This window comes from Ensifer sp. LBL (assembly GCF_050435225.1).
Lineage (GTDB): Bacteria > Pseudomonadota > Alphaproteobacteria > Rhizobiales > Rhizobiaceae > Ensifer.
In genome coordinates this window covers 706,570-718,899 of the sequence record NZ_JBNDJY010000003.1, presented here as the reverse complement: position 1 = coordinate 718,899, position 12,330 = coordinate 706,570, and the positions used below count along the sequence as shown (strand labels likewise).

Annotated in this window: 11 protein-coding genes; 5 read left to right on the top strand and 6 right to left on the bottom strand. The window is 62.9% G+C overall.

Annotated elements, in window-relative coordinates; genetic code table 11:
• The first annotated feature begins 5 nt into the window (after positions 1 to 5).
• The 3 genes from OKW20_RS15100 to OKW20_RS15090 are packed head-to-tail and all read left to right on the top strand — an operon-like array spanning position 6 to position 3,972.
• Positions 6 to 905, top strand: coding sequence for an OmpA family protein (locus tag OKW20_RS15100; RefSeq protein ID WP_429173268.1), 900 nt, complete (start codon positions 6 to 8; stop codon positions 903 to 905).
• A complete protein-coding gene (locus OKW20_RS15095; RefSeq protein WP_429173266.1) occupies positions 902 to 2,452 on the top strand; it encodes a caspase family protein in 1,551 nt (516 codons plus the stop codon). Before OKW20_RS15100 ends, OKW20_RS15095 begins: the two co-directional genes overlap by 4 nt.
• Positions 2,449 to 3,972 (top strand): caspase family protein, encoded by a 1,524-nt coding sequence (locus OKW20_RS15090; protein WP_429173263.1) that lies wholly within the window; start codon positions 2,449 to 2,451, stop codon positions 3,970 to 3,972. The genes OKW20_RS15095 and OKW20_RS15090 overlap by 4 nt, the downstream gene beginning before the upstream one ends.
• A gap of 72 nt (positions 3,973 to 4,044) precedes the next feature.
• On the opposite strand, the gene OKW20_RS15085 is transcribed toward OKW20_RS15090, so the two are convergent.
• From OKW20_RS15085 to OKW20_RS15070, 4 genes are all read right to left on the bottom strand, one after another.
• Entirely contained in the window at positions 4,045 to 4,821 is a 777-nt protein-coding gene (locus tag OKW20_RS15085) for an amino acid ABC transporter ATP-binding protein (RefSeq protein ID WP_043622118.1), read from the bottom strand.
• A gap of 17 nt (positions 4,822 to 4,838) precedes the next feature.
• Positions 4,839 to 5,996 carry an amino acid ABC transporter permease gene (locus tag OKW20_RS15080; protein ID WP_043622120.1) on the bottom strand — a complete coding sequence of 386 codons (1,158 nt, stop codon included), beginning with the start codon at positions 5,994 to 5,996 and terminating at the stop codon, positions 4,839 to 4,841.
• 4 nt (positions 5,997 to 6,000) lie between these two features.
• Complete coding sequence (locus OKW20_RS15075) at positions 6,001 to 7,194, bottom strand: amino acid ABC transporter permease (protein ID WP_402316969.1); 1,194 nt, start codon at positions 7,192 to 7,194, stop codon at positions 6,001 to 6,003.
• Positions 7,195 to 7,287: 93 nt separating this feature from the next.
• Complete coding sequence (locus OKW20_RS15070) at positions 7,288 to 8,313, bottom strand: amino acid ABC transporter substrate-binding protein (RefSeq protein ID WP_402316972.1); 1,026 nt, start codon at positions 8,311 to 8,313, stop codon at positions 7,288 to 7,290.
• A 340-nt stretch (positions 8,314 to 8,653) separates the two neighbouring features.
• Between OKW20_RS15070 and OKW20_RS15065 the strand changes: the two genes are divergently transcribed.
• Positions 8,654 to 9,844, top strand: coding sequence for a cystathionine beta-lyase (locus OKW20_RS15065; protein ID WP_043622129.1), 1,191 nt, complete (start codon positions 8,654 to 8,656; stop codon positions 9,842 to 9,844).
• Between the two features lie 101 nt (positions 9,845 to 9,945).
• Here the strand turns inward: OKW20_RS15065 and OKW20_RS15060 are convergent, their stop codons facing one another.
• Together OKW20_RS15060 and OKW20_RS15055 are read right to left on the bottom strand one after the other, a co-directional pair.
• A complete protein-coding gene (locus tag OKW20_RS15060) occupies positions 9,946 to 11,112 on the bottom strand; it encodes an FAD-dependent monooxygenase (RefSeq protein WP_429173259.1) in 1,167 nt (388 codons plus the stop codon).
• A 9-nt stretch (positions 11,113 to 11,121) separates the two neighbouring features.
• Entirely contained in the window at positions 11,122 to 11,367 is a 246-nt protein-coding gene (locus OKW20_RS15055; protein ID WP_043622135.1) for a zinc-finger domain-containing protein, read from the bottom strand.
• A 174-nt stretch (positions 11,368 to 11,541) separates the two neighbouring features.
• Between OKW20_RS15055 and OKW20_RS15050 the strand changes: the two genes are divergently transcribed.
• Entirely contained in the window at positions 11,542 to 12,327 is a 786-nt protein-coding gene (locus tag OKW20_RS15050) for an alpha/beta fold hydrolase (protein ID WP_429173256.1), read from the top strand.
• Positions 12,328 to 12,330: the final 3 nt, after the last annotated feature.

Genomic DNA, 12,330 nt, shown 5'->3' with positions numbered 1-12,330 from the left:
GAGCCATGGTTCAGCTACGGGCATTTCTCCTCGCTTCGGCCGCTTTGGCGGTCTTCACCGCGCCAGCCGTGGCCTGCGACGGCCTTCGCCTGGCTTCGGAGGCGCTGAACCGCGCCGACGAGGCCGGCACCAAGGTGGCGGCCGATCCCTTAAACATGAAAGGCTGCTCGGCGACCGAGATCGCGCTGACCCGGCGCGTTGTGGCGCTCGCAACCTTCAACCGCATTGCAGCGGCCGTGGGGCAGGGCGCCAAGCTTGAGACCTTCGAAACGGAGCTGACGGCCGCAAGCCGCGACGCCGGCGGCCCCTGGCAGATCCTCGACGCGCTCGGCGATATCAAGCGCGAGCGCAAGGATTACGACGCCGCGGCGACAGCCTATCAGCAGGCACTGGAAGATGCGGCAAACGAGGAGCTGACGCCCGATTGGATGGCGCCGGACAAGGCCTATATCGAACGGCTGGACCGCCTGGCCTCGGAAATGCGGCTCGCTGCAACCAAGCCGGTCAAGCTCGCCGCGCGCGGCGCCTGCAAGTTCTCTTATCGCGGTGTCTCGATCCGGAAGAAGGCGACGCCGGTGCGCTATGTCTTCGGCACGGCCGAGTTCACGCCTGAAGGTCTCGAGTCGGCCAAGGATCTGTTCGAGTGCCTGAAGTCGGCAAAGCCGCCCGCAATCACCCTGATCGGTCACACCGACCCGGTCGGCACACCCGAGGCGAACATGGTCTTGTCGATCGCCCGTGCCGAGGCCCTGGCGCATTACCTTGTCGATGCAGGCTATCCCGGCACCTGGACCGTTGTCGGCAAAGGCGAGGAGGAGCCGTTCAAGCCGGACGATCCAAGTGCCTATGACGAGATGATGCTGAACCAGCTCGACCGGCGGGTGGAAGTGGATGTGGGCAAGTGAAGGGGCTGCGCGAAATCCTGTTGGCGACAGGCTTGATCGCCTTGCCTGCATACGCCAACGCGGCGACCTCGGCGCTTGTTGTCGGCGTCGATGTCTATCCGCACGAAGTGAGCCTCGACGGTGCGGTCAAGGATGCGCTCGATGTGGCGCAGGCGCTGAAGGCGGCAGATGTCGGCCCGATCCGCCAGTTCGTCAATGAACAGGCAACGAAGGCGGCCATACGCTCCGCCTGGACCGATTTGGTCGCGGGTGCGACGCGTGGCGATACGATCGTCTTCACCTATGCCGGGCACGGTGCGCAGATGCCGGAACTGGTCGCCGGCAGCGAGGAGGACGGGCTCGACGAATTTCTGGAATTGCCGGGCTTCGACCGGGCACGTGCCGAGGAGACGGCGAGCGAAATCATCGTCGACAACGAACTCAGCGCCTGGTTCGCGGAGGCGGAAGCCAAGGGCATTCACGTGCTCTTCGTCTCCGACAGCTGTTATTCCGGCGGCATGAACCGCTCGATCTCCGGCAAGACGCGGCTGGCGCCGATGGTGCGCGCCAAGGTGCCGCCGCCGTCGAAGGAGGCGCTGACCGGCGCCAAGGTGAGGGATGTGGAGCTGTCGCAGGTGACGATCCTCGCCGCATCGCTGGAAAGCCAGCCGACGCCGGAGGTGGTGATCGGCGGCGAGCCGCGCGGCGCCCTGAGCTGGAGCTTTGCCCGTGCATTGGAAGGCGCTGCCGATCGCGATGGCGACGGGCGGATTTCGCGGGTCGAACTCGAAGACTACGTTTTTTCCAACGTCAAGCTGCAATCGGAAGCCCTGCAGGTGCCGAACTTCACGCCGCAGCTGGCGCGCTCCGACAAGGAGATCGTGCTGTCCCTGCCGCGCAGCGCCAAGGTCGGCGTGGCGCCAACAGCGAGCGGCGCGAGGCAGACGCTGAAGTCGCCGCGCGAAACCGGATGGACGGGTACGCTGCCATTGCGCGTCGTCGGTGAGATGCCTGATCTTGCCAATATCGGCGGCAATGGCATGCCCTATCGGTGGGAGGCGGCATCCGGGGTCTTCTATACGCCGAACGGGGACGTCGCTGCCGAACATGTCGCGCCCGAAAGGCTCCAGGGCGTGGTCGACAAATTCATCCTGGTGGATTTTCTGAAGGCGCTTGCGGCGCAGAGCCCGGGGGCCGTTTCGCTAAAACCCGTCAAGGACATCTATTTTGCCGGCGACCGCCTGAATGTGGAGGCGCCGCAGGGCGGCTATGCCAACATGCTGGTCTTCAACCTCGCCAACACAGGTGAAGCGCAGTTGCTCGACGTGCAGATTGCCGGAAGCGAAAGCCATGCCTTCAAGCTGCGTGACCTGGAAGTGGTCAAACCCTTCGGCGCGGACCATCTGGTCGCCATCGCGACCAATGCGCCTGTCGATGCGATCGCAGCTGCCTTTGCCAATTCGAACCTCGATGCCGCGGCGTTGCTGCGCTTGCTCGAAACGCGCCTGGAGGGGAGCGAAAGTACGATTGCCGTTCAACCGCTTTACACGAGAGGTCAGGGCCAATGAGCGCGAGCCTCAGATCGCGGGTGTCGTTCTTCCATATCCTTGCGTGTTTCACGCTGCTCGCCGCTCCTGCGGTCGCCGGCGATCGGGCTTTGCTGATCGGGGTCGGCAACTATCAGAACCTGCCGGCGGAGTTTTCGCTACCGGGACCGGCGAACGATCTCATCGCGATGCAAAAGCTGCTTACGGAACGGCTCGGCTTCGACAGTACGTCGATCCGCGTGCTGAAGGACGGGCAGGCGACCAGAGCGGAAATCCTGTCATCCATGAACGGCTGGCTCGTCGATGCGACCAAGCCCGGTGATCGCGTCTATCTCTATTTTTCAGGCCACGGACTGCAGGTGAAGGATGCGGATGGCGATGAGGCGGATGGGCTGGATGAAGCGATTGCGCCTGCCGACATCGCTGCCGGCGAGACGGATTGGCAAGGCGCTGTCCTCGACGACGAGATAGATGTGGTGCTGGAGCGCCTGAAGGGGCGCGCGGTGACGGTCGTGATCGATGCCTGTCACTCCGGCACGATCTCTCGGTCGCTGTCCGAGGACATCGCGAAACCTATCGAAGGCGCCCGCTTTCTCCCGCGTCCCGATGCCAAGTCGGTCGAGCAGGCTCTGACCCGCGGCCTTCGGATCGATCTTGCCCTTGTCGACAAGCCGAAGCTCGTCGAAGCCGGGGTGATCGCCTGGAGTGCGGCGGCGCCCTATCAGGTCGCATGGGACGATGTCCGGCTTCCGACCGCGGATCGGCACGGTGTCTTCACCGCAGCCTTCGTCGCCGGCCAGACCGGCGACGCTGCCGATGCCAATGGCAACGGATTGACGAGCAACGCCGAGCTTCTCGAGTATGTAAAGGCGCAATCTGCGTCCTACTGCGCCTCGCAGGAACAATGTGGCAATCTCGACCCGCAACTGGAAGGCAAGCCCGAGGCGCTCGGCGACAGCGCGATGGTGCCGGAAAAGCGCGATGCGGATGGCAACGGGCAGGGCGCGTATACCATTGCGCCGAACGCAGCGGTGCCGACCTATCAGGCGGCCAGTGCCATCGATGCCGTCGGCGATATCATCGGAAAGAGCGAAGCCGACGATGTCATGCTCTCTATCGATAGGCCGACCACCTTGAAGGCCGGCGAAGTCTTCAAGCTGACGGTCAACAGCCGCACGGCCGGCAATCTCCTGCTTTTCGATGTCAGCGGCCAGGGCAAGGCAACACAGATCTTCCCGAACGAGTTTGCGCAAAAGATCACGACGCTGGCGCCGGGCGTGCCGCTGATCTTGCCGGATGAATATTACGGCTTCGATTTCGAGGCATCGGGTGAGGGGGACGGCATTTTCGTCGCGCTTGTCGTCAGCGATGCGGTCGACCTGAGCGATCTTGCGCCGATAGCGCGGGGCCTCAAGGTGGAGGTCGATGCGCGCGAGACCTTGAGCGAGATCGTCGCGCGGCTGCAGAAGAACTGGACAGAGGATCTCGACACGCGCGGCATCCACTGGTCGGTTGGCACCCTGCGCTATCGCGTCGAGTAGGATCGAGAACGGCTAGGACGAAAAAACCCGCCTCGATGAGGCGGGCTTCTTTTCGTGTCGTCTCGGCCGATCCTAGTGCAGGATCTGGCTGAGGAAAAGCTTGGTGCGCTCGTGCTGCGGATTGTCGAAGAACTCGGCCGGCGAGTTCTGCTCGACGATCTGGCCCTGGTCCATGAAGATCACGCGGTTGGCCACCTGGCGTGCGAAGCCCATTTCGTGGGTCACGCACAGCATGGTCATGCCTTCTTCGGCGAGCGACACCATGGTGTCGAGCACTTCCTTGACCATTTCCGGGTCGAGCGCCGAGGTCGGCTCATCGAACAGCAGGATCTTCGGCTTCATGCACAGCGAGCGGGCGATCGCCACGCGCTGCTGTTGGCCGCCGGAGAGCTGGCCCGGATACTTGTGTGCCTGTTCCGGGATCTTGACGCGCTTCAGGAAGTGCATCGCGATTTCTTCGGCCTGCTTCTTCGGCATCTTGCGGACCCAGATCGGAGCAAGCGTGCAGTTTTCGAGGATCGTCAGGTGCGGGAAGAGGTTGAAGTGCTGGAACACCATGCCGACTTCGCGGCGCACTTCGTCGATCTTCTTCAGATCGTTGGTGAGCTCGATGCCGTCGACGACGATCTTGCCCTTCTGGTGCTCTTCCAGCCGGTTGATGCAGCGGATCATCGTCGACTTGCCCGAGCCCGACGGGCCGGCAATGACGATGCGCTCGCCGCGCATGACCTTCAGGTTGATGTCACGAAGGACGTGAAAGTCCCCGTACCACTTGTTCATTCCGGTGATTTCGATCGCGACGTCAGTCGCAGATACGGTCATTTTGGAAGCAGTGGCTGCGTTTGCCATGCGATCCTCCCCTCATTTTATCGTTTATGGGCCGTGTCGAGCACGCGTTCCATGAAACCTGAATAGCGCGACATACCGAAGCAGAAAAGCCAGAATATGAAGCCAGCGAAAATTAGCCCTGAGATCGGCGTGACCGAAGAAGCCCAGTTGGCGTCCGTGAAGTTGAAGCGAACGATGCCTAGCAGATCGAACATGCCGATGATCGACACCAGCGACGTGTCCTTGAAAAGGCCGATGAAGGTGTTGACGATGCCGGGGATCACCAGCTTCAGCGCCTGCGGCAGGACGATCAGGTTCGTCTTCTGCCAGTAGCTGAGGCCGAGCGAATCCGCGCCCTCGTACTGCCCCTTCGGGATCGCCTGCAGGCCGCCGCGCACCACTTCCGCCATATAGGCCGAAGCGAAGAGCGACACGCCGATCAACGCGCGCAGGAGCTTGTCGAAGGTCACGCCCTGCGGCAGGAACAAGGGCAGCATGACGCTGGCCATGAACAGCACTGCGATCAGCGGAATGCCGCGCACAAGCTCGATGAAGGCGGTGCAGAGCATCTTGATCACGGGCATATGCGACCGCCGCCCGAGCGCCAGCAGAATGCCGAGCGGCAGAGACACGGTGATGCCGACGTAAGACAGGATCAGCGTCACCATCAGGCCGCCCCAGAGCGGTGTCTCGACATAGGTCAGGCCGAACCAGCCGCCCGGAAGCATGATGAACGCGATGATCGGCAGGACGGCGAAGAGCAGGATGGCGTTGATGCCCTTGTACGGGACCTTCGGCATCGCCATCGGCACAAGGAAGAGCACGAAGAGAACGCCGACCAAGGTCGGCCGCCAGCGCTCGTCGAGCGGGTAACGTCCATAGGCGAACTGATCGATCTTGGCGTTGACGAACGCCCAGCAGGCGCCGCTCCAGCCTTCCGGCTGGCTGCCGCCTTGCGCAACCGTTGCGCAGACGCCGCGGCCACCGCCTGTCCATGCCGCATCGACGAAGAGCCATTGGATGGCCGGTGGCACCAGCCATGCGAGCAACAGCAAGCTGATGATGGTCAGCACCGTATCCTTCGGCGTGGCGAAGAGGTTCTCGCGCAACCAACGGACGACGCCCCCCTCCGCTGCCGGCGGGGCGGAGCCCTCGATCATCGAGGCGCGGACAAAAGTTCCCTGGTGTGTGTTCATGATCTTATCTCTCCACCAGGGCCATGCGGGCATTGAACCAGTTCATGAACAGCGATGTCGTGAGGCTCAGCGACAGGTAGACGATGATCCAGATCGTCACGACTTCGATCGACTGTCCCGTCTGGTTGAGGATCGTTCCGCCCACGGCCACGAGATCGGCATAGCCGATGGCGACGGCGAGCGACGAGTTCTTGGTCAGGTTCAGATACTGGCTGGTGAGCGGCGGAATGATGATGCGCAGCGCCTGCGGAACGACGACGAGGCGCGTGGTCAGGCCTGGCCGGATGCCGAGCGCGTGGGCGGCTTCCGTCTGTCCCTTGGACACGCCGCGAATGCCGGCGCGCACGATTTCGGCGATGAAGGCCGCGGTGTAGAACGACAGCGCCAGGAACAGGGAGAGGAACTCCGGCCCGATGACCGAGCCGCCCGTCAGGTTGAACTTGCCGGCAACCGGAATGTCGAAGGTGATCGGCGATCCCGTGGCGAAGAACGTCAGGAGCGGCAGGCCGATGATGAGCCCGAGAACCGTCCAGAGCAGCGGGAAACGTTGTCCCGTGGCCTCCTGCTTCTTGCGGGCGTAATGCGCCACGACGAAGCTTAGGATGATCGCGATGACGAAGGCGAAGAACGTGTACTGCCAGCCGTCACCGAGCACCGGCTTCGGAAAGGCGAGGCCGCGGTTGTTGAGGAACATGTTCAGCGGTAGCGCTGCCGATTCGCGCGGCTGCGGCAGGATCGCCAGAACGCCGCTGTACCAGAAGAAGATCACGAGCAGCGGCGGAATGTTGCGGAACACCTCGACATAGGCGAGCGACAGTTTTGCGATCAGCCAGTTGTGCGACAGACGGCCGATGCCGACTGCAAAGCCGATGATGGTCGCCGTGAAAATACCGCAGACCGCGACCAGCAGCGTGTTGAGCAGGCCGACGACCAGTGCGCGCTGATAGGTCGAATCGCTGGTATAGGCGATCAGTGACTGCCCGACGTCGAAGCCGGCGCGCCCCCTGAGGAAGTCATAGCCGGAAGCAATATTCGCCCGTTTGAGGTTTTCGATCGTGTTGTCGGCCACCCAATAGACGAAGGCCCCGACTAGGACGACGGTGATGACCTGATAGAATATGCCGCGGACCTGAGGGTCGTTGATGAACGACCCGGACGCTTTCGATTTCTCAGGCGTAGTTGTGACGCCAATCGCCATGCAATGCCTCTTTTCCCCTTTTCACCCTTTTGGGTGTTTTTATCGTTGGGATGGGGAAGCGGTTGTCCGCTTCCCCCTTATTATCGGTTCGCCTTAGCGGACCGGCGGAGCGTACTGGATGCCGCCCTTGTTCCACAGCGCGTTGAGGCCGCGCTCGATCTTGAGCGGGCTGCCGGCGCCGATGTTGCGGTCGAAGACTTCGCCGTAGTTGCCGACGGCCTTGATGATGTTCACGGCCCATTCGTTGGTGAGACCGAGGTCGGTACCGATCTTGGTGTCAGCCTCGACGCCGAGGAAGCGCTGAACGTCCGGGTTGGTGGACTTCTTCATTTCTTCGACGTTGGCCTGGGTGATGCCGAACTCTTCAGCCTGGATCAATGCGTAATGGGTCCAGCTGACGATATCGAACCACTGGTCGTCACCCTGGCGCACGGCCGGGCCGAGCGGCTCCTTCGAGATGATTTCCGGCAGGATCATGTGATCGTCCGGCTTCGACAGCGTCAGACGCAGCGAATAAAGGCCGGACTGGTCGGTCGTGTAAACGTCGCAACGGCCGGCATCATAGGCGGCGTTGACCTCTTCAAGCTTTTCGAAGACGACCGGGTTGTACTGCAGGTTGTTCGCCTTGAAGTAGTCGGCAAGGTTGAGTTCGGTGGTGGTGCCCGTCTGCACGCAGACGGCAGCGCCCGAGAGTTCCAGCGCCGACTTGACGTTCAGGCTCTTGCGAACCATGAAGCCCTGGCCGTCATAGTAGTTGACCGGGCGGAAGTTGAAGCCGAGCGCGGTGTCGCGGTTGATCGTCCAGGTGGTGTTACGGGCAAGGACGTCGACTTCGCCCGACTGCAGCGCCGGGAAGCGTTCCTTGGCGGACGTCGGGGTGTACTTGACCTTGCTGCCATCCGCGAAGATCGCGGCGGCGATTGCCTTGCAGTAGTCTACGTCGAAGCCGCTCCAGTTGCCCGAAGCGTCCGGCGCTGCGAAGCCGGCGAGGCCGGTGTTCACGCCGCACTGGACAAAGCCCTTGGCCTTGACGTCATCAAGAGTAGCGCCCGAAGCCGCCTGTGTGCCAATCCCCATGACAGCAGCGCCAACGAGAGCTGTCAGAATTCTTTTTGCCATTTTTAGAACCTTTTTCTGTTGTCGTTAGTTCCAGTCTGCACCGTCGCGTCTCCTAGCGCGGTGAGCCTCCGCCACCCTCCTGGCGCGAGTGTCGGCTATCTCATGCTCAAATTTCATGAGGGTCAAGAGAGGCCGCCGATTTTCTGGTTTTGCATGTGAAAAACTCGAAACAAGCCAGAAAGTTAGGCAGATCTTGGGGGTGCGAAGCACGCTCTGGCGGAAAAATCGCCAAAAGTGGCCATGCAACGGTCAAAACGACACTCCGTGATTTTTGACACTTGACCGCGATTGTGGCTCGTTCGAAGAGTTTTGCATTCGAAATCAAGAAGCGGAATGAGCAATGGCAGACAGTGGCAATGTGAACGGCAAGGCAGGCATCAACACGCGTCTCGCCCACAGCGGCAACAACCCCTCCGATTACTTCGGCTTCGTCAATCCGCCGGTAGTGCACGCCTCCACGGTGCTGTTCCCGAATGCCAAGACGATGGAAACGCGGGCGCAGAAGTACACTTACGGCACCCGTGGAACGCCGACCACCGACGCGCTCTGCGACGCGATCAACGAACTCGAAGGTTCCGCCGGAACGATCCTCGTGCCCTCGGGGCTGGCGGCGGTCACGGTGCCGTTCCTCGCCTATCTCTCGGCCGGCGACCATGCCCTGATCGTAGACTCGGTCTATTTCCCGACGCGCCACTTCTGCGACACGATGCTGAAGCGCCTCGGCGTCACGGTCGAATACTACGATCCGATGATCGGTGCGGCGATCGAAAGCCTGATCCGCCCGAACACGCGCCTGGTGCACACCGAAGCGCCGGGCTCGAACACCTTCGAAATGCAGGACATCCGCGCCATCGCCGATGCCGCCCATCGCCATGGCTGCATCGTCACCATGGACAACACCTGGGCGACGCCGGTCTACTTCAAGCCGCTCGACCATGGCGTCGACGTGTCGATCCATGCGGCGACCAAATATCCGTCCGGCCATTCGGACGTGCTCTTCGGCACCGTCTCTGCCAATGCCGAGCACTGGCCGGCCCTGACGGAGGCGATGGTGACGCTCGGAGTCTGCGTCTCGCCCGATGACAGCTATCAGATCCTGCGTGGCCTGCGCACCATGGGCATCCGCCTGGAGCGGCACCAGGAAAGCGCCCTGACGCTGGCGAAGTGGCTGGAAACACGCGACGAAGTGGCTCGCGTGCTGCATCCGGCGCTGCCGAGCTTCCCCGGTCATGAACTCTGGAAACGCGACTTTACCGGCGCAAGCGGCATCTTCTCCTTCGTGCTGAAGGCGGAGAGCCCGGACCGTTTCAAGGCCAAGGCGCACGCCTTCCTCGATGCGCTCAGGCTCTTCGGGCTTGGCTATTCCTGGGGCGGCTTCGAAAGCCTCGCAGTCCACGTCGGTCTCGGTGATCGCAAGGTGGCGCTGGCGCCGACGGAAGGACCGGTTCTCCGCCTGCAGATCGGTCTCGAGGATGTGCCGGATATCCGCCGCGATATCGAAGCGGGGCTGGCTGCGGCAAACGCAGTCTGACAAGGAAGGAACGGGCGCCGCGGTTATCCGCGGCGTTCTGCTTTTCTGGGGGAGGTTCGCCGGGTGAGCGGGGCTAAATTGCAGCGGGCTGCGGCTGGTTCTTAGCGTTCCGGCGCCCCGTAGCCGTAGAGCCAGTCGAGGTCGGCTGCGAGCGCGTCGGCGCCCTTGAGCTTCAGCACTATGTCGCGGCCGATGCGCACCGGGCCACGGGCGTGATAGGCGAAATGATTGAAGGCCGCGCGGCGGCGGACACGCGCGATGCGCGGCCGGCGAAGCGACTCGAATTTCCGCAAGGAATCCGGGACGCTGAGGTCTTCAGACAGGCAGGCCGCAAGCGCGAATGCGTCCTCGATGGCCATGGCCGCACCTTGGGCCGCAAAGGGCGTCATTGCATGGGCCGCATCGCCGATCAGCACAGTCCTTTGCCCATCCTGCCAGGCGCCGTCGTCGACGGTGCAGAGCGGCCAGTAGGTGGGCGCTACCGCCTTCTCGAGAAGAGAGCGGATGCCGGGGTTCCAGCCGGAAAAGGCGTTCAGGCAATCCTGGCGCCGCTCGTCCGAATCCTTGCCGACCCAGACCGCGTCGGTCTCCTTGCCCTCGATGATGGCGACGAGATTGAAGCCGCCGACTTCCCGTAGAGGATAAGCGACGAGATGGGCGTGCGGGCCGAGGAAGGCGGTGACCTCGTCGCGCTTCAGCACGCCCGCGCCGATGTCGCCGGCAAGTGTCATGCGCCAGGCGACATTGCCGGAAAACCGGACGCGGCCGGCGCCGGGCACGCTCTCGCGCAACCGCGACCAGATGCCGTCGGCGCCGATGACGACGTCCGGCTTGCGCCCGGTCACGTCCGCGATCGCCTGTTCCCCGGGCTTGTCGATCTGGCACCCGAGGTGGAGCCGGCAGCGCGGTTCGGATTGAACGGCCTGCAGCAGGATTTTCTGAAGGCTGGCGCGGTGGAGAACGCCATAGGGCGCATGCCAGCGGCGGCGCGCGAAGGTTCCGGCCGACACGTTGGCAAGCGCGCGCAAGGAGCGGCCATCAACGAGCCCGATGCGTTCGGGCTCCGTCCATACGCTCTCAAGCTGCGCAAGCAGGCCGAGTTCGATGAGGATGCGGGAGGCGTTCGGCGAGAGCTGCAGGCCGGCGCCGACCTCGGTCAGCGCCGTTGCCCGCTCGATGATGTCGACTTCGAAGCCGCGCCGGGCGAGGCACAGGGCAGCCGTGAGGCCGCCGATGCCGGCGCCGATGATCGCGACGGGGCGCGACATCGCCGCTTATCAGGCGGCTTTATGGGCGAAGAGGCAGCCGGGGGGATTGGTTTCGGTCGCCTTCAGCTTCGGATTGTAGCGGTAGAGCGTGGAGCAGTAGGAGCAGACCTTCTCGCTGTCGTCACCCATGTCGATGAAGATGTGCGGGTGATCGTAGGGAACGGATGCGCCGGTGCACATGAATTCCTTGACGCCGATTTCGATTGCCTGATGTCCGCCGTCATTCTGGAAATGCGGGATGCTGTGGCCGGCCATGTCATGCTCCGATGAATGCAAGTCTGAAGGTCAAATTTGGCGGCACCATAGTCAGCTTTGCCGGAAATGTGTAGCGGCAAAGCTGCCGCAGTTGTGGTTTTTGCCGGTGCGGGGTTTCGCCCGCCAAAGCGACGAACTAGGTTGCGCCGGATCGATATGCCCGAGGATGAATAGATGGATCTCACCCCGCCGCCGTTTTCCCGTTTCAATCATGACGGTCTGGAGATCGCTTTCTTCGATGAAGGCGACCCGTCCGGCGCGCCCATTCTGCTCATCCATGGCTTTGCCTCAAGCGCCAACGTCAACTGGGTGTTTCCGGGCTGGCTGAAGACGCTGGGCGATGCCGGCTACCGCGTCATCGCGCTCGACAATCGCGGCCACGGCAAGAGCAGCAAGCCCTACGACCCGGAACTCTATCGCCCGCAGCAGATGGCGGGTGACGCCGCTGCATTGCTCGGGCATCTCGGGATCGCCGAAGCCCATGTCATGGGCTATTCGATGGGTGCGCGCATTTCGGCCTTCTTGGCGCTCGCGTATCCCGACCGCGTGCGCTCGCTGGTCTTCGGCGGCCTCGGCATCGGCATGGTGTCGGGGGTAGGGGATTGGGATCCGATTGCCGATGCTCTCGTGGCGCCGTCGCTCGACGACGTGACCCATGCGCGCGGGCGCATGTTCCGCGCTTTTGCCGACCAGACCAAGAGTGACCGGCGGGCGCTTGCGGCATGTATCTCGACGTCGCGGGATCTGCTGACGCCGCAGGACATGGCGCGCATCGAGCAGCCGACGCTGATCGGCGTCGGGACGACCGATGATATCGCCGGATCGGCCGAAGAACTTGCCGCGTTGATGCCGCATGCGCGGGCGCTCGACATTCCCGGCCGCGACCATATGCTCGCCGTCGGCGACCGGGTTTTCAAGAAAGCGGTGCTCGAATTTCTGGCGGAGATCGATCGCGCCTAGCGT

What these genes read in the sequence shown, in the direction of transcription:
- OKW20_RS15075 (WP_402316969.1), bottom strand. Translation starts at nt 7,194, where the DNA reads ATGGCGATTGGCGTCACAACTACGCCTGAGAAATCGAAAGCGTCCGGG.
- OKW20_RS15050 (WP_429173256.1), top strand. Translation starts at nt 11,542, where the DNA reads ATGGATCTCACCCCGCCGCCGTTTTCCCGTTTCAATCATGACGGTCTG.
- OKW20_RS15080 (WP_043622120.1), bottom strand. Translation starts at nt 5,996, where the DNA reads ATGAACACACACCAGGGAACTTTTGTCCGCGCCTCGATGATCGAGGGC.
- OKW20_RS15090 (WP_429173263.1), top strand. Translation starts at nt 2,449, where the DNA reads ATGAGCGCGAGCCTCAGATCGCGGGTGTCGTTCTTCCATATCCTTGCG.
- OKW20_RS15060 (WP_429173259.1), bottom strand. Translation starts at nt 11,112, where the DNA reads ATGTCGCGCCCCGTCGCGATCATCGGCGCCGGCATCGGCGGCCTCACG.
- OKW20_RS15070 (WP_402316972.1), bottom strand. Translation starts at nt 8,313, where the DNA reads ATGGCAAAAAGAATTCTGACAGCTCTCGTTGGCGCTGCTGTCATGGGG.
- OKW20_RS15085 (WP_043622118.1), bottom strand. Translation starts at nt 4,821, where the DNA reads ATGGCAAACGCAGCCACTGCTTCCAAAATGACCGTATCTGCGACTGAC.
- OKW20_RS15100 (WP_429173268.1), top strand. Translation starts at nt 6, where the DNA reads ATGGTTCAGCTACGGGCATTTCTCCTCGCTTCGGCCGCTTTGGCGGTC.
- OKW20_RS15065 (WP_043622129.1), top strand. Translation starts at nt 8,654, where the DNA reads ATGGCAGACAGTGGCAATGTGAACGGCAAGGCAGGCATCAACACGCGT.
- OKW20_RS15055 (WP_043622135.1), bottom strand. Translation starts at nt 11,367, where the DNA reads ATGGCCGGCCACAGCATCCCGCATTTCCAGAATGACGGCGGACATCAG.